Raw genomic sequence first — 22551 nt, 5'->3', positions numbered from 1 at the left:
CTATAATTGTATTATAGGACACGAAAAAAGACAAACTGAGTTGTTTGCCTTTTTCTATACTTCTATCTATTATATCAACCTTTTGAAAAATTCGTTTGCACCTCTTGAATTGGCCAATATCGCAAATCAACTTTACCGACGACTGTATCAGCTTTTACAAAGCCAAAGTGTCTACTATCCCAACTCCCGAGCCGGTTATCACCTACTACAAAAATAAACCCAGGTGGCACCAGTTTTTCTTTCGTTAACTCTTCTAATGTAAAGTCGCCTGTTAGTTGCCTTCCGTTTATCTCTTTCTTATACTTCTCTAAATACGGCTCATCAATAAATTGACCGTTTATATATAACTTATCCTGCTTATATTCAATATGATCTCCAGGTAAACCGATAATCCGCTTTACATAGTCCTCTTTTTTATTCGCATGAAATACCACAACGTCAAATCTGTTCAAGTCCCCAACTTGATAACTCACCTTATTTACAACTAGCATATTGCCATCTTGCAATGTCGGCATCATTGACTTCCCCTCTACAACATACGTTGAAAAGAAAAACGTTCGAAAAAATACAGCTAATAATACACCAATTAAAATTGTTCGTATCCACTCCATGCCTTCTTTTTTCAAAGTTTTCTTCATCTGCTTCTCCCCTTATCCTTTAATACTGAAGCTTTCCTTTACAAAGAAGACTATTCTTAATGTAGTTCTAACTTTACTTCGATTTTCTTACCGACATACCATAAAATAAAAATACCAATCGCTACAATAACTGATTTCACCGGATTATGAATAAATGACATTAAATCATGACCGATATACGTTAAAATAAAAATCATCACAAGTTTTCCGAATGCTAACGCTAGACCAAACTGTTTTACACTAATTCGGGATAAACCAGCGACAACATTTATGAGCGCTGACGGTGTAAACGGAAAACAAAATATAACAAAAATCGGTGCGAATCCTTTCCTTTCAATCCACCCCATTGCTTTTCGTACTCTCTCATGCTTATTTACAAACGAAAAGAAACGACTGCGACCAAAATGGCGGATGATGAAAAAGACAAGTAATGCACCCATTACTGATCCAAGCCATGAATAAAGAAAACCGAGCCAAAAGCCAAATGCAACAGCATTCGCCAGTACAAATACGATAAGCGGTAATGCTGGAATCAACGCCTCTATCATCGGTAAACCAATACCAAGAAGTGGTCCGAACGCTTTATAACTCTCAACAATATGATCCATATTTTCTGGTGAAAAATACTCTTTGATTGTCTGAAAATCCATTCTACACTTTACCCCTTTACTCTAAATACTATCCCTACTGTATCATTGCTTATATGAAAGAGGAAATGGTAGATACGACATATGGAGATGTATTTATTAAAGTTTCCATATCTTTCATAAGAATTCCTTCATTATTTAGCTATGATAATCTATCAATATTCGACAGGACGTGTCATTCGTTTTGTTATTTAGATTGTTTTTTTGATTTTTTCGGTAAATGAAATTACAATGGTGATTTTCTAAATATAACAATTACAACTCGGTTTTTCTAATATATCGCCTTACCTACAAAGACTGATAAAGTGAAACTTTAATCAGTGGGGATTTTGTTGATCCCCCGCTTAACTTCTTTGCTTTCGCTGAATTTTGAGGCGGGGGTCTTACTGCCCACAAATAACAGGATAAACAAAAAAGAATGGGGATTCCCCCATCCTTTCACACTTCGCCTTCCTTCACAAAATACACACTCTCATAAGCGGGTCTTAATGTTGATTCCTCTTTTTTATCAACCTCTTTAAAACAAGGATTCCCTTGTTTTTTCCTACGATCTTCATATTCAGTACGTAATTTCGCTGTACGATTTTGTTGATTTTCAAAACTAGTTTTTGATATCTCTAATTTCACAGCAAAGCCATTTATAAATCTAATAATAAGATTTCCATCTTTTAATTCTTTATTACTTTCAATATAAAAATGAGACAACCAAGCACACTCTTTTCTAGAGTAAGAATAGGTAGGGAAAAAATAAAGTTGATCTGCTGGACTAATCGCAATCGGTGCTTTATGTGTAATATGAGTTAACTCTTTCGTTCCTTCTTTTCTGCCTAAGAAACTAGAGCCATGCTTGCGGCAACTTCTTTCTATAATATCTAGAGGTTTTTGAAATACGAAAAAAGAATCATTCATTTCAACGACTCGCGTAACAATTTTCTTTTCACTTAGAATAACAGGAAGTAAGGCCATCGTATTTTTCGTTACAACATAATTTTCGACATAGCGTTCCACTTTACTTTCCATACTCCATTATCTCCTTTTTTCCATTTATATTAGCAGCTGCATATATAATTTTAGCATCTATGAAAAGGAAATAGCTTACAAGTTCCGCTTTTTTACAATTTTTTATCATTTATCAAACATTTGTTAAATAAAAAAATCACAATATAGTAATGTTTTAATTTTAAAGTTATAAAAACAGCATTTATACTACCTATAAATATTTATTATCCCTTCCTATTTTCACATCATGAAAACAATTAACTTTGCTATAATTAAAATGTAAATCCAATATATGGAGGGCCACTATGGAGGAAAAAGAGATCCAACCATCGATTCAAATGAAAAATAGTAGCGTCATTATCGTGAAAAACTCAGCTAGTATTATATTTGGTTTATTTTTCATTCTGCTATTCTTTGCTAAACCGTTTCGTAAATCAAGATGTCCAGAATGTAAAAAACGTGAGAAGAAAAAATTAGAGCAAGAACAATAAAAGGCCTTCCTTTATGGATTGCCTTTTTACATTTGTAGCATCATTTTATTTATTCTTCTCCCTAAAAAAACAACTATATTTTCTCCCAAGGTTCTCTACATCTTTTTTGATTTGTAATATGATCCTTATATAAAACATGAGAAAGAGTATTACTTGTTACCCGCTTTTAATTTTTATTAAACACTTCAAATTTGTACATCTTTATCCATCACTAACAATTCGTTAATTAGTTAACTTTGTAATATAAGTTTTGTATATAATGTCATTCAAAAACACAATATATACAAGTAGCTATTTATAATTACATTGCTTTTTATCGAATTCCAAAAAGGAGCTGTATACTATGGACAAAGAAAATCTATTAAGCCAGCAGGTTAATAGCATCCCCTCAGATGCTCTGAATACCCCTAGTAAGGAACAAGAACAACTGTTAGAAACATCATCTCAAAACGTACAAAATTCCAACAACAATGCTAACAAAAAAGATGTTACTCAAGGTCTATCTGGAAAAGATTCCCCTATTTCAATAGAGAATACCAATTTATAGTTATTTACTATCATACGCAGCAAATGCTCTTGCTGAACTAATTCTTCTACAGAAACTAATACGCATTCCAGATAATTTTTCACCAGTTGTAACATAGAAAAAGAGATTTAGATATAAAAACAAGCTCTGGGAAAACTTTCTCCACAACCTAAAAAAAGGATGGCATTAGCCATCCTTTTTTCCATCATCAACTATAAAATTATAGTTTGATTACGTTTTTAGCTTGAGGTCCACGGTTACCTTCTTCGATTTCGAAGCTAACTTTTTGGCCTTCTTCTAGAGATTTGAAACCTTCAGTTTCGATTGCAGAGAAGTGTACGAATACGTCGTTTTCGCCTGGAACTTCGATGAAACCGAAGCCTTTTTCGTTGTTAAACCATTTTACTTGTCCTGTTACTGCCATGATTATTTCCTCCTAAGAAAATACAAATTTAATTTTTTTAGTCTTCCTGTCTAAAAAAAGAATCCACACATTATCAAATACGAAACATAAACTAGTTCTCACATACTTTTTCTCGTTCGTTTTCAGCACTTGATAACATATGGATTGCTTAATTTAACTATTCAACTGACATCATCATAGCACATTAAAATAAAATGTACAATCTTTTTCGAAAATAGAATTTCTAATTTTTAGTATTTCTTATAAAATATAATTATCTCTATTCTAAATAAGGAGGAGTTTATGACCAATAAAATTCCTAGAAAAACATTAAAAAGAATTGAGGAGGATATTGAAAATAATAATCTTGGAAAAGCAAGAGATAGATTGCATGGCCTCATCTTTACATACCCAAATGAATTACATCTTCGAAAAAAACTCGGAGATATTTATTATACATTACAATATCCAGAAATGGCTGGACGTTACTGGTATCTAGAGGAGCATAAAGTGAAACTTTAATCAGTGGGGGTTTTGTTTATTCCCCACTGATTATTAGTTGAACCAATCGGGCTTTTACGGGCAGTTGATCCCTCACCTAACTTCTTCGCTTTCGCTAAATTTTGAGGTGGGGGTCTTACTGCCCGTTAATGCGGGATAAAACAGACATTATGCATGAATCATGTTTATTATTTGAAAAATCAATGGGAAATAGTCCTCATCATATTGCACGTGCTTTAAAGTTTAAAGGCGATTCTAACCATATAAAAGGTTTGTATAAAGATCAACCTTTATCTTCAGTGCAGAAGAAAGTAGCAGAGGAGTTAATTTATGAGTATAAAGAAACATGGCAAGATAAGCTAGTTCCTTTTTGCTGTCTAGCATTGCTTGCTTCCCTTCTCTTTTCTGCCGTTGTTGGTCTATTTACTATTTGGAATTGGATTTTTTAATCACAGGGGGAATTTTCACATGTCAAACTACGCTAAAGAAGAAAGGCTAACAGGGGGAAACGTCTCAAGCGTATATCGTTCTGAAAATACTGTTCGGCGAGAGTTAAAGTCAAATAGTGAAAAGATTCATAAGTTATTGCAACATTTAGAAAATAAATAATTTCATTATGCTCCAAAGTTTTTAGGTGTAGATGAAAAGGATAGAGAGATTTTATCCTTTATTGAAGGAGAAGCTGGCAATTATCCTTTAAAAGAATATATGCGATCTAATAATGTATTAAAAGAAATAGCAAAGATGCTCCGCCTTTACCATGATGCTGTAAGTGATTTTCTGTTATTAGATGATTGGAAACCGATGGATCACACTCCAAATAACATTGAGGTTTTATGTCACAATGATTTTGCCATATATAACATTATTTTTAATAATGAGAAGCCAGTAGGGATTATTGATTTCGATGTTGCTGCTCCTGGTCCAAGACTATGGGATATCGCTTATACACTTTATACTTGTGTGCCTTTAAGTAGAGTGTATTATACAGAATCCGGTGAAGCTGTTCATTATGACTCATCGCAACATGCAGATCGCATTAAAGAGAGAATGAATTTGTTCGTTCAGTCCTATGATAAAAATATGGATGAAGATTACTTAGGAATGGTGTTGCTTCGATTAGAAGGATTATGTACATATATGAAACGAAAAGCGCAAGAAGGCGACTTGAATTTCCAAAGAATGATTGATGAAGGACATCTAGAGCATTATGAGAAAGATATGAAGTTTATTCGTGATCATAGGGCTGAGTGGAGTTGATTTAGTAATAAAGAAAAGGAAGTATCGTTTTTTGCCGACAACTCAATCTCTCTTTTCGAATCGTTTAGAAAATAACAAGGGGCACCTTTCAAAAAAGGTGCCCCTTCCTTTTATTTCGTAAACTGTGCTTCTTCTGTAGATCCTTTTAACGCTGTCGTTGATGAAGTTCCGCCTGTAATCACTTGTGCCACTTCATCAAAGTAACCTGTTCCTACTTCGCGTTGATGACGTGTTGCAGAGTAGCCGTGTTTTTCAGCTGCGAATTCTGCTTGTTGTAGTTCAGAGTATGCTGCCATGCCGCGCTCTTTATAGCCACGTGCTAGTTCAAACATACCGTAATTTAATGAATGGAATCCAGCAAGTGTTACGAATTGGAACTTGTAACCGTAAGATGCGATTTCCTTTTGGAAGCTTGCAATTGTTTTTTCATCTAGTTTTTGTTTCCAGTTGAATGAAGGTGAGCAGTTATATGCAAGTAGCTTCCCTGGATGCTCCTTATGAATTGCGTCCGCAAATCGTTTTGCATCTTCTAAATTTGGTTCTGACGTTTCACACCAAACGAGGTCTGCGTACGGTGCATACGCTAAACCGCGCGCAATTGCTTGATCAAGACCTGCATTCGTACGGTAAAATCCTTCTGGTGTTCTTTCTCCTGTAATAAATGCTTTATCAACAGGATCGATATCGCTCGTAATTAAATCAGCTGCATCCGCATCTGTTCTTGCAACGATAATTGTCGGCACTCCCATTACATCTGCTGCAAGGCGTGCAGAAATTAAATTGCGTACTGCTGTTTGCGTTGGTAGTAGTACTTTTCCACCTAAATGGCCACATTTTTTCTCTGAAGATAATTGATCTTCAAAATGCACACCTGATGCACCTGCTTCAATCATACCTTTCATCAGTTCGAATACATTTAATTGCCCACCAAATCCAGCTTCTGCATCTGCTACAATCGGTACGAAATAGTCTGTATCATCGCTTCCTTCCATATGCTGAATTTGATCCGCACGTTGAAGCGTTTGATTAATTCGTTTTACTACAGCAGGTACGCTGTTCGCTGGATATAAACTTTGGTCTGGATACATATGTCCAGAAAGGTTTGCATCAGCTGCTACTTGCCAACCACTTAAGTAAATCGCTTTTAACCCAGCTTTTACTTGTTGCATCGCTTGGTTTCCTGTTAATGCGCCAAGTGCGTTAATATAGTCTTCTGTATGAAGCGATGTCCAAAGCTTCTCAGCACCGCGACGCGCTAACGTATGTTCAATATCAATTGACCCGCGCAGGCGAATTACATCTTCTGCCGAATATGGACGTGTGATCCCTTTCCAACGCTCATCTAATTCCCAGCTTTCTTGCAACTTCTCGATTCTTTCGTTTTTCATTTGTTCCATCCCCTTTTCATTTTTTATAAAATTTCATAACCCGGTAATGTTAAAAATGGTACGAATTCATCATTTCGAACGAGATTTGTAAACAACGTTGTCGCCTCTTGGAATCTCCCTTTCTTAAAGGCTTCCTTACCAATCTCTCTTTCTATTTTTGCTAATTCTTCTTCTTTTAGCCCTTCCATTAATTCAAGCGTAATATTACGACCATCATTTAGTTTTCCACCTTCATGACGAATCCATTGCCATACTTGTGCTCTTGAAATTTCAGCTGTTGCCGCATCTTCCATTAAATTATAAATGGGTGCTGCTCCCCGTCCGCTTAACCAAGATGCAATATATTGAATACCTACGCTAATATTCATGCGAAGGCCCTCTTCTGTAATCGTTCCCACCGGTACCTCTAGTAAATCGTTTTCTGTTACACATATTTCTTCACGTTTTCTAAAAATTTGATTTGGTGTTTTCATAATGTGATTAAACACTTCCATTGCAACCGGTACAAGTCCAGGGTGGGCGACCCAAGTCCCGTCATGACCGTCTAAAGCTTCGCGTTCCTTATCAGCACGCACTTTTTCAAAAGCTGCTTCATTTGCTTCTGGATTATTTTTAATCGGAATTTGTGCCGCCATTCCTCCAATTGCTGGTGCATTACGGCGGTGGCATGTTTGAATTACTTTCAAAGAATACGAACGCATAAATGGCGCCGTCATCGTGACTTGTGCTCTATCTGGTAATAAGAATTTATTATGATTACGGAAACTCTTTAAAAAGCTAAAAATATAATCCCATCTTCCGCAATTTAAGCCAGCAGAATGATCTTTTAGCTCATATAAAATTTCATCCATTTCAAACGAAGCGTGAATCGTTTCTAGTAACACAGTTGCTTTAATCGTTCCGTTTGGAATGCCGATATATTTTTGAGCAAATACGAATACATCATTCCATAATCTCGCTTCTAAATAACTTTCCATTTTCGGTAAGTAAAAGTATGGGCCGCTCCCTTTTGCTAAAAGAGCTTTCGCATTATGGAAAAAATACAAGCCGAAATCTACTAAACTACCCGACATATTTTTCCCATCAACTTGCATATGCTTTTCCTCTAAATGCCATCCTCTTGGACGTACAATGAGTACAGCTGTTTTCTCATTTAATCTATATTCTTTCCCTTTATCATTTTTATGTGAAATCGTTCCCTTTACTGCATCTCGTAAATTGATTTGCCCTTCAACTGCGTTTTCCCAAGTTGGTGCATTCGAATCTTCAAAATCCGCCATAAAAAGATGCGCTCCTGAATTTAAAGCGTTAATGACCATCTTTCTATCTACCGGTCCAGTAATCTCTACGCGGCGATCCTCTAAGTCTTTTGGCAGCTTGGCAATTGTCCAATCCGCTTCACGTATGTGTTTTGTTTCTTCTAGAAACTTCGGAAACTCCCCTGCATCAATTCTCTTTTGTTTTTCTACACGTTTTTGTAAAAGTTCTATGCGGCGCTCATTAAAATTCTCATGTAGTTCCTTCAAAAAACTAAGCACCTCAGGTGTCAATATTTCGTTGTACGCTGGTAACATTTCTCCAACGAGTGTAACCCGTGAAGTTTGCGTCGACATATTAGCATCCCCTTCTTAAACTGTTTTATAACAGATTTGATTTCATGTTTTATATTATATAACAAATCTTCAGAAAAGGAAGTTTTTTTTGAAAATTCATTTCATTTTTTTTCAAAACGCCATTCTTTCGCGCTTTATTTCATACAAAAAAGGCCGCTGTTATACAACAACGACCTTTTTGTATTATTTTTAAATTTCACTTTGACTAGTTAAACTTTATTACTGCCCTTGTTCCATATCATGCAATATTGCTCTATATAAAAACTGTGCGTATTGTTCTCTCGTTACCTTCATAGACGGACCGAATTTACCTTCTCCGATTCCCATTGTAATACCATTTGTTTGTACTGCACTAATTGCATTCGTTGCCCATGAATTTGTTGAAACATCATTAAAGTTATGAGATCCCTTTGCCTGTAAGTCAAAAGCATTCGTAAGAACTTGTGCCATTTCCGCACGCGTTAACGTTGCCTTCGGTCTAAAGTTTCCATTCTCGTCTCCCTGGAAAATTCCCATTTCCGTTAAAGCCAATATCTCCTCGATAAAGCTTGTTGAATTTTCATCAATATCTCCATATGGGTTTTCATATTCATCTTGTTCTTCCATATCAAACACACGGTAAATTAAAGCTGCAACTTGCTCACGTGTTACATTATCCCCAAAACCGAATATTCCATCGCCATATCCCAAAATAATTTCTTGTTCCGCTAATTCATGAATTGCCTCATATGCCCAATGCCCTTTTGGTACATCTTTAAATACAATTGTATTTGTTTTTTGCAACGGTGCACTTTCCGCTTTTACACTGTTACTCTCTGCTGAGAATAACACCCCACCCATAATTGTTAATGCTGTAGCTGTTTTTAATAATTTTTTGCTCATCAAATTATCTCCCCAATATGTATATGTTTTTTTAAAAATATACAGAATAAATGGTATAGTGACAATATATTTTTCGACACATTTCGTGACGGTTTTGTGAATCATATTAAACATCATGTCTTTTTCATCGGGTTGATTATAAAGCTTGTGTATAACCATAAAAATACATAAATACGAATAATAATTCTTTTTTAAACAAACAAAAAAGCACAAATATTTCTATTTGTGCTTTCATATTTCACTCTACTTCCAATCCTCTTTCAAATGATAATTAATAATCGCATTATTAATAAACTGAGCATATTGTTCTCTAGGTACAGGGCGATTTAATTCATACATGTCATTCCCAGTTCCTCTCACAACATTATTAGATTGTAACGCACTAATTGCATCTTCTGCCCAGTGGCCTTTTGGAATATCTTTAAATGTATGTTTTTGTTTCGTTTCAAAATGAAATGCTCGTTTTAAAATGACAGCCATTTCCGCTCTAGAGATTGGTGCTTTCGGCCTAAAATTCCCTTGGCCATCCCCTGAAAAAACACCACGTTTTGTTAACGCCAAAATTTCCTTTTTAAAAGTTGTTGTACTATCAGAAACATCTTTATATGGATTCGCTACTGGCCCTTCTTCTTTTATCTCAAGTGTTCTGTAAATAGTCCCAGCTACTTGTTCACGTGTTATAAGATCGCCAACACCATACTTCCCGTTTCCATACCCTAATATAATTTTATGATATGCTAAGTCCATAATAGCATCATATGCCCAAAATCCGTATGGAACATCTTCAAACACAATCATTTGTGGATACTCTTCCGCTTTTACAGGCGTCACATTCGTCCCTGCAAATATACCTCCTGCCATTGTCGCAATCATCATTACACCCAATATTTTTTTCTTCATTGTCCTCTCTCCCTATTTCATTCAAATAAAATGAACTTCATTGTTTCAGGAGTATTATTTTTTGGTGAATGTAAGATAAAATGTAAATCTTCTAGAAGAAATATTTCCACTACCTTTCTGCTTTATACTCCCTTCTTTCTTTTTCAAAAAGGAAGTTGTCACATCTAAGGTGTTATATACTAAAACATTCTACAATCTCTTTATAAACTCCTTTTCACTTTACAACTTCCCTTTATTGGCACCTAAAGGAGATACCTAGTGGAGGCTACTATATTCATGGTTTATATTTCAGAGGTAGCATTCCCCTTCACTGATAACTCGTTTTCGCTGAATTTTGAGGTGGGGGGTCTTACTGTCCAGCAAATAGCGGGATAAAAAAATCATCCTTTTTTCTTAAAAGAGGATGATTTTTTATCTTTATTAACACTCAAATATGCTACTACTTTTGAAGAGTAAATTGGGCAACTATTTGTTTTAGTTTTCCTGCTGCGTTATGCATATGTTCAATTGAAATCGAAATCTCTTGAACAGATTTTTCTTGCTGTTGAATAGACTCTTTTACCCTATCAGTTCGGTCAGATGATCTTTGAGAAATTTGAGCCATGTCTTCTGCAGAAGCCGAGATTTCCTCACTACTCGCTGCAATTTCATCTGTAGACATAGATACCGTTTGAATTTGCTCAGATACTTGCTGTACTTTTTCTGTAATTGTTCCAAATACTTTTTCTGTATGCATTACTACTTGTGTACCTGCCTGTACCTCATTATCTACTTTCCCCATCATATGTACTGTATGGTTCGTTGTTCCCATAACTTGAGTAATAAGATTCTCAATTTGTTTTGCAGAATCACTAGATTGTTCTGCTAATTTCCGCACTTCATCTGCCACAATTGCAAATCCTCTACCACTTTCACCAGCACGTGCAGCCTCAATTGCGGCGTTTAATGCTAATAAGTTAATCTGGGAGGTAATACCTTGCATAACATCAATGATTTTAACAATTTCTTCTGATTGTTCTTTCATAGTCTCTACTTGTTTCACACCGCTATGTACCGAATTTTGGATTGTATCCATCTGTTGAATCATTTGTTTCATTAATTTGTTACCACTCTCTGCATCTAATGCTGATTGAGCAGATAATTCATTTACAGAGGATGATGTATTGACTATACTCTGCATTCCTTGTGTCAACTCTTCCATCGCACCCGCAGTTTGTTCCATTGCTTGCATTTGACTCTCTGCACCATTTGCGACTTCTTCAATATCCATAGTGATTTTTTTGGCTGCACTACTAGATACTTCTGACGCAGATGCTACTCCGTCTGCATATTGGAATAGAAGCTGAATATTATTCTCTACTTCTTGCATATTTGTTCTTAGCCCTGCAATCATCTCATTAAAATTACTTACTAATACACCTAATTCATCCTTAGCAGTATAATCACCATGTACAGTTAAATCTCCTTCTTTCGCTCTTTCCATCATACGACTAACCGTTTGTAAAGGAGCAACTATAAGCTTGCTAATAATATAACTTACTATACATATAACGATTGTAGTAACTACTACAAGAATGATAAAGGTAATAACGGAACGATCAATCATTTTTTGCGAATCTTTAAATACTTGGTCAGCTAAATTTGAAACATACGATTCTAAATCCACTGCATAACCAGCTAACTCTATTCCCTTCGGTTTTAATTCCTTCTGAAATTCATTTACCATTTGCGGCTCGTTTGTTGCCTTCGCCTTTTCAAATAATTTCTTATATGTATCTTTATAACTTGGCAAAGATTTCTTCATCTTCTGAAACAGTTCATCCTCTTGCTTACTTAAATTAAAACCATCATCATATTCTTTTAATAAAGAATCATATTTTTTAAGATCCTTTTCAATATTATTAATTATTCCCTCTTTATTTGCCACTTCATTTTGTGATGCCGTAATTAACTCTAATAAGTTATATTCTAGTGAATTTTGTGTGCGAAGCATTCCTTCTAATAAAATTGCAGAATATTGATAATCATCTACTACAACCTCTGTATCGTGCTTAATCTTATTAATAGAATGAATTGCTACACTGCTTATAATTACCATACCTAAAACTGCTAATGAAATAAGCGCTAATAATTTATATTTCACTTTTAAATTTTGTAAAAAATACATTTTTTCACCTTTATTCCTTTATATATAGATTTTTAGAATTTTATAGCTTATTATTTACAAAATCGCAATAAAAAGCAATGATAAATATTCCCAATATGAAACTTATATCTCTATAAAAAAAAGTAGCATAATAGCTACTCCTTTTTTCTTTGTTTCTCATATTGTTCAAACGTATGAATTCTTTCAAAAATTGGTGGGTGCGTGTATAAGAAAAATTTCACTAACGCAGGCGGATTCACTTGGCTTAAACTTGTTTTTGATAAATATTGAAAAGTTTTCACACCAGATTTTCCGTCCTTCGTCATATTTAAAGCATATTGATCTGCCGCTCTTTCTTCTATACGTGAAACATAGTTTGTTGCTGGTTGTACTGCAAATGAGAGTATAGAAGAAATTAAGAAAAATAAAGGTAAAATGGAGAAACATGCCACTTTTGAAATTTGCAATGTATCTCCCCATTTGCGAATACACATATTTATAATACGACTAATTAAAAACATACCTATAAACGATAGCAATACATAACTTGCAACGCCAAAATATATATGTTTCATAACATAATGCCCCATTTCATGGGCCATTATAAATAAAATCTCTTTATCTTTTAACTGCTTAAGCGTTGTATCCCACATTACAATACGGGCGTTAGGGCCAATTCCTGTTACGTAAGCATTTAATGCATTCGTTTTTTCTGACATATTTACTTCATATACGTGTTTAGCAGGAATGTCCGCTTTGTCTGCTATCGCTAAAATTTTCGTTTCTAATTCTTTATTTTTCAGCGTCGAGAAGTCGTTATAAAGCGGATCAATAACGACAGGCTGTATGAATGTTAAAAAGATTGTAAATGGAACAGAGAGCGCCCATCCTGCTAGCCACCATCTCTTCGGAAATTTACGGATAAGCCATAATAGAACGGTAACTACGATTAACATAGTCGCATAACTTTCCCAAAAACCGATAACATGATCTTTTATCCAGCTTTGTGTACTTTGCGTTGAAATGCCGTAATCAACGGACACTTTCCGGCCAATCCATTGCATCGGTAAGGCAAGCACTGTTGTCAATAATGATAAATAAAAGAAATAAATCGCAACTTGCAAAACACTTATTTTAGTCGTTTCCTTCGACCATTTCTCAAACTTTCTTGAAATACCTAGCACAAGTACAAATAATAAAATAATCCATTCAAGAGGCGTCGCTAAAAAGTATAGTAAATTTTTCACGCGCGAATAATCTTGGCTTAGCGTAAGCTCTCTAGCACTCATAAACGTTTCTGGATCTGCACTCGTTCCCTTATACATGTCCGGAATAAGTTCATGATTCCATCCAAATAAATACCAATATATAAGTAACGCAAATCCAACGTACAAAAAAAGCGACCAACCGATAACCTTCCTCACGCTATTCCCTCCTCTATGCTGCCTGTCTATTATTATTGTAAGTTCGTACACGCTAAATTAGAACAAGCTTATTATGTGAATTGCTCTGGATCTTTTTATTTACATAAAAAAACTCTTCTACATAAGAAGAGTTTTACCTATCTTTAAACACTTTCTTCGGTTCATAATCCGGAATAAGAATCGCACTTACAAACCAGCACGTACCCTACTTGCTTTTTAGATAACATAAAAAGCCTCTTTAAGGAAGTACATCTATTAATAAACTAAAATCTTGTAAAGAGAAAGAACTATATTTCATAATACCCTGTACAGCTAAAAGTAAAACAAGACCGATCACACACATATAGTTAACGCTTTCTTCATTCTTTTTTTCAGTAACGACTCCACCACTTATACATAAAATCCCCAACAAATGGAGCGCTAAATACATGAAAAAGTAAGCTTCCTCCCAGCGCAAAATAACATTCACTGTCGTTATTAACACTAGACTAAGTAAAATCAAATAAAAAAACTTATTTGATGATATCGTTTCATTCATATAATTTTATACATCCCTTTCAAATTTCGAATTAATGATGTTTCAAAGCTATAAAGTAAATGATTGTTTTCATACCATAAAACAAAAGGAAAGCCACCATTACTTTCTCGAATACTTTATGAATCCACATATACTTCTCTTCATTCTTTTTGAAGATGCGCTTCATCATTTCTTCTACAATTAGACCAAATATTAGTAAAACCCCGAACACAATAAGAAGAGAAATAATATTTTCTTTTAAATGAGTACTAGAAAATACGTAATACTCTGGAAACACAATCGTATCTACTACAGGTTGAAGCCAATGACAAACGCTTTTATCACACATATCTGTAATAGACGTAGAATCTATAATGTCTTTTAATATTTTTTCAACCGTCTTCTTCATCTTATTTACTCCCGACTACATCTGAAAAGCTCTTTTTCTGCTCTGCATATATAACTGGCACTTCTTTACTCCAATATTTGCGATTAACAAATAAAAAGATAAGTACTAAGTTTAATCCTGTTATAAAAATAATAAGTCCAGGAAAGAATGTCGTATAACTTGAGAAATCGGCAAAACTCATAATTTTTTCTCTACTTATTAGAAAAGACGCACCTATTACAAATGCATTGTTTAACATATGTATTGCAATTGGCATGAGTAAACTTTTCGTACGAATATATACGATTGACAATACGATGCTGAATATGGCTGCACCGAGGAAATCAACATGTAACAACGCAAACAATATTGCTACAACGATGGTCGCTATGCTCGTTCCCCATTTTGTTGCAAAACGTTGAAGTAAAAATCCGCGAAAAACAAATTCCCCGATAATTGGTGCGATGAATACGACCCTAATGACTTGAGATACATATCCCCCAGTACTATCTACAATTGGTTCATGCAGGGCGTTCATAATAAAGTCCGGTGTAATCCATGCAAAACTATACATATACAAAATAAGATACCCGTAACTAAACATGCATAACATAACCGTAATGTATAAAACTTGTACCAAGTTAAATGTTTCATTTTTATTAACAAATAATGAAAATGAAATGTGGTGCTTTCTATACTCATAAGAAATCCATACCATCGGAAGGATATAGAATATAAGGATATTTATAAAAGAAGAATTTTGTATATGAAATATACTTGTTAGCAAATCGCCACTACTTCTCGCTATTAAAATTAATAGTGCAAATACAATTAAAAAATATCTAGCTCGCATCACTTGAAACGGGTTCACACTCATCTCCTCCCCTATGTTACTTTTATCATATCATTTGATTCTTAATTTTTTGCGAAAGAAAACCTTAAAATTTCCTTAAAAATTCCATAAGTTACAAAATGATGATATGATATTCGAGAAAATTAGGAGGGATGTTTATGTACCAAGCAAATATTTTACTCGTTGATGATGAAACAGCAATTTTACAATTACTAACTACCATTCTTGAAAAAGAAGGCTTTTCTCATATTACAACTGCAACATCAGCTGAAATGGCTTTATCTCTAACTAAGCAAAACAATTACGATTTAATTATTTTAGATGTAATGCTTCCTGGACAATCTGGTTTTGATATTTGTCCAATCATTCGCCAACAAACAGATTGTCCAATTTTCTTCCTATCAGCAAAAGCATCTGATTTAGATAAAATATCCGGATTTTCATACGGTGCAGATGATTATATTACGAAACCATTTAATCCATTAGAAGTAGTAGCACGCATGAAAGCACAGCTTCGGAGACATATGAAACAAACCGTACCACACGAACAAAAATCACACTCGATTTCATTTGGAAGATTTGAAATTGATCAGCACTCTGCAGAACTAACAGTAGATGGGCACATTGTCGAATGCTCCGCTCAACTCTTTCAACTACTACTCTTCTTTTGCGAGAATCCGAACTACGTATTTTCGAAAGAGGAAATATACGAAAAAGTTTGGGGAGCACCTGCCTATAATGGCGATGACAACACTGTTATGGTCCACATTCGAAAACTACGTGAAAAAATTGAACATGATCCAAGTAAACCAGAATATATAAAAACCGTTCGCGGGCTTGGTTATAAGTTCGTTACAAAGTAGGGTGACGATATGAATTTTAATAAACGACTTATTATTCAATTTATCATGCAACACGTTTTTGTTTTAGTTACATTACTTATCGCTGTAGTTGCTGCTTTTACTTATTTAATTTTTCTTCTTACTAGTACTTTATACGAACCTAATATTCCAGATTCTGATAGTTTTACAATTTCAAGATACATCTCTTCAGAAGATGGGCATATTTCGTTACAATCTGAAGTGCAAGATTTAATAAAGGAGAAAAATGATTGGCTCCAAGTTGTAGATGAAAACGGAAAAATCCTCTACAACTTTAATACACCAAATGATGTTCCGAATGCTTATACGAAGACATCTTTAGTCGCATATATACAACATCATATCGAAAGTAATTATAAATTTACATATTGGGAAATTGAATTAGAAGAAAAGAAAGTACTTGTTATTTATGGTGGTATGTTAAAAAGCAATGCGTTACTGACAGCAATTCAAAAGGATCACTCCTCTTTAACGATGGATTCGTTCACATTAACAGATCAAGAAAAACAGTTACTGTCTAAAGAAAAAGCAGCACTTCAAATATTTAATCAAAATGGCGAAGAGGTTTTTGCCTATCCAGCTGGAAAGAAAAAAACATTTTCAGCAATACAAATCGCCCTTAATGAAAAAGAACCGTGGAATCATAAAGAAAATACGTCTAGCTTTTACGATGCAAATAGTGGCAACCTTCTCGTTGTAACTGCAAAAAATGAGCACTACTATCCAGGTGACGAAATTGAAGATGTATTTACTAAGAAGTTTCTCATCGGATGCGGATTAATCCTTCTTATCGTATTTGTTTATTTAGTCATTCTTTCTATTTGGTACGGTAATAAATTCGGGAAACCGTTATTACATGCGATGCGCTGGCTTAAAAATATCGCTGGTGGAAAGTATGAAGAACCTATTAGTAAAAAAGGAAAACCCGTCAGGTTCCGGCGATCTGGTAAAGAAAAATGGTCATTCCGTTTGTTTAGAGATGTAACAAGTTCACTAGAACACCTTTCTATTACACTCAAAAAAAATGATGCGATGAGGCAAGTCCTCCAGCAAACACGAGAAGAATGGATTACCGGTCTAACACACGACTTAAAAACACCACTTAGCTCTATATATGGCTACGCATTATTACTCGAATCGAATCAATATAACTGGACTGATCGTGATATTCAGCAATTTGGTAGTGTTATGAAAGAGAAATCTCAATATATGACAACATTAATTGATGATTTAAGCTTAACGTATCAATTAAAAAATAACAGCCTTCCTGCCCAACACGTAAACGTTGAAATCAATCAGTTCGTTCAAAAAGTGTTATTGCAATTTATTAACAATCCAACACTCCAAAATCAAAATATTGAATTCGTACCGAGCTCAAATAAAATTCAATATTTCATTGAAGAAAAATGGTTCCAGCGTATTATCGAAAACTTACTCGTAAATGCTGTAAAACATAATAATGAAACAACTACTGTCATCGTAAAACTATCACAAAACGCTAATTCCTTTACACTCTCCATTTCAGATGATGGAAAAGGAATGGATGAAAAAACGAAAGAACTTCTATTTGAACGATATTACCGCGGAACAAACACAGAAGAAAGCAACATCGGAACTGGACTTGGCCTAGCCATTACAAAACAGCTCGTTCATGCTCATAACGGAACAATTTCCGTTGATAGTGCACTCGGAAAAGGAACGACGATTATTCTTGTATTTCCGTTTCGTTCGTAGGAAAGACGCTATGTGGCGTCTTTTTTCTTTTCTGGGATGATTTTACAGTAATTGAAATTATGTGGATCGTTTTTTTGAGGTGTTTTATCGGTATATGAAATTATATCGGCGCAACTCGAATTATATCAGCGATTTTCTAGATATATCGACTTACCGACAAAAACCGACAATACTAACCTACTTCCTCTACTACTATACAAATTAAAAATAACCCTTCATAACTCACTATGAAAGGTCACTCCATATTTCAGCTATTTCCCTACTAACACAAACACATTCTCATCAGGTGCTTCCATTACTGCAACATGTCCTGATTCTGTTGGAAATGGTTCGCGAATCCATTTTACATCTTTATTATCTTTTAAACTTTCATACGTTTGTTGTACATCTTCTACTAATACTTCGACTTCCGTAAAATTAATATCCGGATGATTGCTTATTACTAACTCCGAACTTTTCTCATCTGGAAACTTCAATCCTATTAACGTCCAAATGACCCCTTCTTCTAATTCTCTTTCTATCATCCAGTTTTGCTTCATTCCCATTTCTTTATAGAAAGAAACTGATCTTTCTATATCTTTCGTATGTATAGATACACATTCTAGTTTTTTGAACATTTTCCCATTTCCCCCTTTATGAAAAAGCGAACCATCTCCCAACGATTCGCTCTTACCCTATTATTTTTTCTTCACCGGTATCCAAAGCTCTACTTGTGCAAACTCACTCTTATCTTCGTGGCAACGCTCATCGTACAGTTCAAACTCCGTAACACCGCAATGTTCATATCCTGAATGTGGGAACCATTCTGAGAATACTGCATTCCAAGTTTGGTGAATAGACGATACCATTTCTTCATGAGGAACTTTCGACGTTGTAAATACTGCATATGTTGCTGCCGGGAAAGTACGCTTCGCAATTTCATTTGGTACATTTTCAAAGTCTGTAACTTCCATTCCGATAATGTAAGTGAAGTCCCCTGTTTCTAAATTAAAATCAGTACATAATCCAAGCTCTACCCATTGGCTCGTATCTTTACGATTCGGAATTGTTGTCCCAAGATCTTTTTGTAAATATTCTTGCCAAAATGCTGGAATGTCTTGATGGTTTTTCCCTTCTTTACTTGTCGTCTTCAATTCATAACCCGCCACTAAAAATTCTGGTTTATTTACAATACGATATTCCATTTGTATGCCCCCTAAATACGGATTTAATTTTCTTTGCTTTACATTCACTCTGTAATACATCGGTGTTTCGATTTCTTGTTTTCGATATTCACTCGGTGTCATTTGAAATAATTTTTTAAAGGCTCTCGTGAACGTTTCGTGAGATTGAAAGCCATGTTCAAACGCGATATCAATAACTTTTTCATCCGTATGAGAAAGTTGATAAGCTGCCCGGGCTAACCTCCTCTTTCGAACATACTCCATTACTGTATCACCTACTAATGCCTGAAATACACGATGAAAATGCGACTCAGAAAAACCTGCAATGCGAGCTAAATTACGCAGCGTTTGTTTTTCCATTACATCTTCCTCAATATAATCAATTGACCTTTGAATTTGTGTTTCATAGCTTTCCATCTCTGTTCACCCGCCTTATATGTATTATGATAAAAAAGAACGCAATCCAATTCTTGACGTTTTTTACTATAATTCCATAAAAAATTGTAACTTTTTTATATGTATTTCGTTGTTATATATGAAGGGAGGGAAATGTAGTGAAACGCAAACAATCATTAGAAGAAATTTACTCAGAGCATATGCAAGATTTATTTCGCTATCTTCTCTCCCTAACCGGAGATTCCCACTATGCGGAAGATCTCATGCAAGAAACATTTTACCGAATGCTCGTCCATATTGACTATTATAAAGGAGAAGAAATTAGGCCGTGGTTATTTACAATTGCCTACAATGCCTTTATCGATTGGTATCGAAAAGAAAAAAAGTATAAAACAACTACAGTGGAAGAATTCCATTTACCAAACGTGCCAAGTACAGAACATGAATATTTCGTAAAACATGAGATTGCTAGTTGGTTAGACAGTTTATACGCTCTTCCGCTCGAAAGACGAAATGTCCTACTACTACGAGATTACTATGGATTCTCCTATAAGGAAATAGCAGAAATGACTGGTCTCTCATTAGCGAAAGTGAAAATTGAATTACACAGGGGACGGAAAGACACGAAAAGCATAAAGGAGTGATACGGATGGGTTGTACAGAATTTAAAAAACTATGGAAGAAGTATGAAAATGGAACGCTCACGCATGATGAACAAGAACTGTTAGAAAATCATATTGAGTCATGTGAAGAGTGTGAAGCTTACTTAGATGAGCTGTTAACAAAAACAGAACCAATTAAGAAAAAGTTACCTCCAAAAAATCTTAAAATTCCTTTTTGGAGAATTAAGTGGAAACATCGTTTACAAACGTTTGGTTTTATATTATCAATTTGCATCGTTATCTATATAATCGGCGGGGTATTATCAGCCTTTTATTTTCAAGCTAATAATGATAAAAGGCTAGAAGAAATTAGAGAGGTTCCTTCGCTTGCACTTGAAGCAACGATCCCAAATAGCCGTGTTATAGGAGGCGGAACAAGTGTAGAAGCTTTTTTCCGTACGAATAGCCAATTTGATTTAGTACGAACCGTCGGTAAAAAAGAAATGCCCCTCGGTACAATAGAAACAAAAAGCTTCTTATCATCTGTAGATGTTACGAAGCGAACTTGGATGAATCCGTTCTATCAACCAAAACTCTTCTTTGTTCATCCAAAAACAGAGCAGGGGGATTATTTAAAGGATTCATCAAAAAAAGTATGGGATACACTTGCAAAAGTACATGATGGAACCGTTGCAGAAGTAGCAATTTCTTTTGATAAAGCTTACACTTTAAAAGAATTAGAACCGCTTTTATATAGCACATTCGAGGCACAAGAACTCCCTCCAACTCCTTTATGGTACGCTTTAGATACAGGACAAGAAAGAAAAAATGTAGATGACTATATCCTACATGGCGGAGAAGCTATAGGGTTTCCAGAACATGTAAGATTCCTCGATAATGAAACCGACGGGCAGAAAACGCAAGAAGACAAAGTAACCGAAATGATGCGCGTCCTTTCTATCCATAAAAAAACGGTAAGCAAAATAGCAGCGCTTTCTGAGAAAGAACTAAACTTAGATAAACGTTATGAATATGTAAAAGAGAATGGCGTAAAAGTATACGGCATTGTCATTACTGGCCCGTCGAAAGAGTTATTAAAATTACAAAACTCCCCGCACGTACGTTATGCGACTCTTGGAGATATTGAGATTTGGAATTGGTTTGATCATTAATAAAAAAGAAGTAGCGCTCTAAAAACGATGCGCTACTTCTTTTTTAATTCGAAATCACTTTCACATACATCCCTCTCACCGCTTTTTCATAAGCAATATCACTCATCTGTCTTATGTTTTCTGACATAACAGATGCTGGAATAACTTCACCTTCACGAAGTAACGGAGGATCAATAAGACGGACTTTATTTTTCTGATACAAATCGTAATCGTCTCTATCTTCTTTTACTTTTACATTGGGATGAACTTTTCTTAATAAAGCATGGACTTCTGAATCATTACATTGCTGCAATTTCGAAATAAGCTCAGCATCTTCAAGAAGGAAATCATCTGCATGAATAACCTTTTTATGAAGAGCTAACTTTAACGTTTTCACTAACATATCATTTCCGTAAATATTCATTGGTTTCATAAAGAAATCGATTACTTCTTTGTAATACGTTTCTGTAAACCACTCTGCCATTTCGATACTTTGAAGGACCATTTTCCCCTCTACTGCGATAATATCCTCTAAAAATCTATGAACCTCTTCTAAAGAAATATATCCGTATGTATACATATCTCGTAACGTATAATCCACTCGATCTGCACATAATTCGGGCGCTGACCTTTCCAGTAATGTCCACTTCGAATCATCTAATAAAATATCTTCATAGTTATAACCATGCTTCGCAAGGATCGCTGGAATTTCTGAGTTTTTCACAACAGAACTAAATATCTCTTCATGATAACTTTCATCTTCATTATCAAAAACGTAATCAATCACGTGGGAAAAAGCAGTATGCGATACGTCATGCAGTAAACTAGCGATCTGTTGTTCTACTGAACCACCTAGTTTTTTAACTAATAACATAACACCAACTGAATGATCAAAGCGCGTTACATTCCATTTCTCGTTCACTAAGTAACTTGCGCCATTTTGATGAATTCCCTTTAGTCTTTGCATAGACTTACTTGAAATTAATTCTTCTACTACTTGATCCACTTCAAATTCTCCGTATAGTACATCTGATATGATCACTTACAA

At 34.9% G+C, this 22551-nt stretch carries 22 protein-coding genes and 4 pseudogenes; 9 read left to right on the top strand and 17 right to left on the bottom strand.

Features of this window, described 5'->3' with window-relative positions:
* Positions 1–74 precede the first annotated feature (74 nt).
* The 3 genes from lepB to ACTL4X_RS05850 form a co-directional block, all read right to left on the bottom strand.
* Positions 75–638 (bottom strand): signal peptidase I, encoded by a 564-nt coding sequence (gene lepB / locus ACTL4X_RS05860; protein ID WP_000751919.1) that lies wholly within the window; start codon positions 636–638, stop codon positions 75–77.
* 56 nt (positions 639–694) lie between these two features.
* Positions 695–1288, bottom strand: a complete 594-nt coding sequence (locus ACTL4X_RS05855) for a TVP38/TMEM64 family protein (protein WP_000347517.1) — start codon at positions 1286–1288, stop codon at positions 695–697.
* A gap of 435 nt (positions 1289–1723) precedes the next feature.
* Positions 1724–2305: a competence protein ComK gene (locus ACTL4X_RS05850; RefSeq protein WP_000444443.1), complete on the bottom strand. Its 582-nt coding sequence runs from the start codon at positions 2303–2305 to the stop codon at positions 1724–1726.
* A gap of 284 nt (positions 2306–2589) precedes the next feature.
* On the opposite strand from ACTL4X_RS05850, the gene ACTL4X_RS05845 reads away from it, so the two are divergent.
* Positions 2590–2775 (top strand): hypothetical protein, encoded by a 186-nt coding sequence (locus tag ACTL4X_RS05845; protein ID WP_075677594.1) that lies wholly within the window; start codon positions 2590–2592, stop codon positions 2773–2775.
* Between the two features lie 343 nt (positions 2776–3118).
* Entirely contained in the window at positions 3119–3322 is a 204-nt protein-coding gene (locus ACTL4X_RS05840) for a hypothetical protein (RefSeq protein WP_000356912.1), read from the top strand.
* A 199-nt stretch (positions 3323–3521) separates the two neighbouring features.
* Here the strand turns inward: ACTL4X_RS05840 and cspA are convergent, their stop codons facing one another.
* Positions 3522–3725, bottom strand: coding sequence for an RNA chaperone/antiterminator CspA (cspA, locus tag ACTL4X_RS05835; protein WP_000301522.1), 204 nt, complete (start codon positions 3723–3725; stop codon positions 3522–3524).
* 282 nt (positions 3726–4007) lie between these two features.
* On the opposite strand from cspA, the pseudogene ACTL4X_RS05830 reads away from it, so the two are divergent.
* From ACTL4X_RS05830 to ACTL4X_RS05820, 3 pseudogenes are all read left to right on the top strand, one after another.
* Positions 4008–4211, top strand: a pseudogene (locus tag ACTL4X_RS05830) (DUF6584 family protein); the annotation flags it as partial.
* A gap of 152 nt (positions 4212–4363) precedes the next feature.
* A pseudogene (locus tag ACTL4X_RS05825) lies at positions 4364–4654 on the top strand (DUF6584 family protein); the annotation flags it as partial.
* Positions 4655–4673: 19 nt separating this feature from the next.
* A pseudogene (locus ACTL4X_RS05820) lies at positions 4674–5465 on the top strand (phosphotransferase).
* A 110-nt stretch (positions 5466–5575) separates the two neighbouring features.
* On the opposite strand, the gene aceA reads toward ACTL4X_RS05820, so the two are convergent.
* The 10 genes and pseudogenes from aceA to ACTL4X_RS05770 form a co-directional block, all read right to left on the bottom strand.
* Complete coding sequence (gene aceA / locus ACTL4X_RS05815) at positions 5576–6853, bottom strand: isocitrate lyase (RefSeq protein WP_000787346.1); 1278 nt, start codon at positions 6851–6853, stop codon at positions 5576–5578.
* Between the two features lie 23 nt (positions 6854–6876).
* Positions 6877–8466 carry a malate synthase A gene (aceB, locus tag ACTL4X_RS05810; protein ID WP_086401888.1) on the bottom strand — a complete coding sequence of 530 codons (1590 nt, stop codon included), beginning with the start codon at positions 8464–8466 and terminating at the stop codon, positions 6877–6879.
* A 219-nt stretch (positions 8467–8685) separates the two neighbouring features.
* The gene (locus ACTL4X_RS05805; RefSeq protein WP_441395069.1) at positions 8686–9453 is read right to left on the bottom strand and encodes an S-layer homology domain-containing protein; all 768 of its coding nucleotides are present in this window, start codon (positions 9451–9453) and stop codon (positions 8686–8688) included.
* A 138-nt stretch (positions 9454–9591) separates the two neighbouring features.
* Positions 9592–10248 (bottom strand): S-layer homology domain-containing protein, encoded by a 657-nt coding sequence (locus ACTL4X_RS05800; RefSeq protein ID WP_000727102.1) that lies wholly within the window; start codon positions 10246–10248, stop codon positions 9592–9594.
* A gap of 439 nt (positions 10249–10687) precedes the next feature.
* Complete coding sequence (locus ACTL4X_RS05795) at positions 10688–11479, bottom strand: methyl-accepting chemotaxis protein (protein WP_407543961.1); 792 nt, start codon at positions 11477–11479, stop codon at positions 10688–10690.
* Positions 11480–11635: 156 nt separating this feature from the next.
* Positions 11636–12415, bottom strand: a pseudogene (locus tag ACTL4X_RS05790) (MCP four helix bundle domain-containing protein); the annotation flags it as partial.
* Between the two features lie 134 nt (positions 12416–12549).
* Positions 12550–13818 (bottom strand): M48 family metallopeptidase, encoded by a 1269-nt coding sequence (locus ACTL4X_RS05785; protein ID WP_001233316.1) that lies wholly within the window; start codon positions 13816–13818, stop codon positions 12550–12552.
* A gap of 238 nt (positions 13819–14056) precedes the next feature.
* On the bottom strand, positions 14057–14356 hold the full coding sequence (locus tag ACTL4X_RS05780) for a DUF2101 family protein (RefSeq protein WP_001006050.1): 300 nt from the start codon (positions 14354–14356) through the stop codon (positions 14057–14059).
* A 31-nt stretch (positions 14357–14387) separates the two neighbouring features.
* Positions 14388–14744, bottom strand: a complete 357-nt coding sequence (locus ACTL4X_RS05775; RefSeq protein ID WP_000754338.1) for a hypothetical protein — start codon at positions 14742–14744, stop codon at positions 14388–14390.
* A 1-nt stretch (position 14745) separates the two neighbouring features.
* Positions 14746–15594, bottom strand: a complete 849-nt coding sequence (locus ACTL4X_RS05770) for a CPBP family intramembrane glutamic endopeptidase (RefSeq protein WP_001067988.1) — start codon at positions 15592–15594, stop codon at positions 14746–14748.
* Between the two features lie 140 nt (positions 15595–15734).
* Here ACTL4X_RS05770 and ACTL4X_RS05765 point away from each other — a divergent pair, with 140 nt between their 5' ends.
* Entirely contained in the window at positions 15735–16439 is a 705-nt protein-coding gene (locus tag ACTL4X_RS05765) for a response regulator transcription factor (RefSeq protein WP_000283871.1), read from the top strand.
* 9 nt (positions 16440–16448) lie between these two features.
* Complete coding sequence (locus ACTL4X_RS05760; RefSeq protein WP_086401889.1) at positions 16449–18191, top strand: sensor histidine kinase; 1743 nt, start codon at positions 16449–16451, stop codon at positions 18189–18191.
* A 251-nt stretch (positions 18192–18442) separates the two neighbouring features.
* Here ACTL4X_RS05760 and ACTL4X_RS05755 read toward each other — a convergent pair whose 3' ends face one another.
* Together ACTL4X_RS05755 and ACTL4X_RS05750 are read right to left on the bottom strand one after the other, a co-directional pair.
* Positions 18443–18808: a VOC family protein gene (locus ACTL4X_RS05755; RefSeq protein ID WP_000473644.1), complete on the bottom strand. Its 366-nt coding sequence runs from the start codon at positions 18806–18808 to the stop codon at positions 18443–18445.
* Positions 18809–18868: 60 nt separating this feature from the next.
* Complete coding sequence (locus ACTL4X_RS05750; RefSeq protein ID WP_048537990.1) at positions 18869–19771, bottom strand: AraC family transcriptional regulator; 903 nt, start codon at positions 19769–19771, stop codon at positions 18869–18871.
* 137 nt (positions 19772–19908) lie between these two features.
* Here ACTL4X_RS05750 and ACTL4X_RS05745 point away from each other — a divergent pair, with 137 nt between their 5' ends.
* Together ACTL4X_RS05745 and ACTL4X_RS05740 are read left to right on the top strand one after the other, a co-directional pair.
* The gene (locus tag ACTL4X_RS05745; RefSeq protein WP_000824008.1) at positions 19909–20394 is read left to right on the top strand and encodes an RNA polymerase sigma factor; all 486 of its coding nucleotides are present in this window, start codon (positions 19909–19911) and stop codon (positions 20392–20394) included.
* A 5-nt stretch (positions 20395–20399) separates the two neighbouring features.
* Entirely contained in the window at positions 20400–21524 is a 1125-nt protein-coding gene (locus ACTL4X_RS05740; protein ID WP_086401890.1) for an anti-sigma factor, read from the top strand.
* A gap of 43 nt (positions 21525–21567) precedes the next feature.
* On the opposite strand, the gene ACTL4X_RS05735 is transcribed toward ACTL4X_RS05740, so the two are convergent.
* Positions 21568–22545, bottom strand: coding sequence for an HD domain-containing protein (locus tag ACTL4X_RS05735; RefSeq protein WP_086401891.1), 978 nt, complete (start codon positions 22543–22545; stop codon positions 21568–21570).
* Positions 22546–22551 lie beyond the last annotated feature (6 nt).

Source organism: Bacillus sp. RE35 (assembly GCF_052146655.1).
In the GTDB taxonomy this organism is placed as follows: Bacteria; Bacillota; Bacilli; order Bacillales; family Bacillaceae_G; genus Bacillus_A; species Bacillus_A cereus.
The sequence above is the reverse complement of the archived record's forward strand: the minus strand, read 5'-3'. Positions and strand labels throughout refer to the sequence as shown.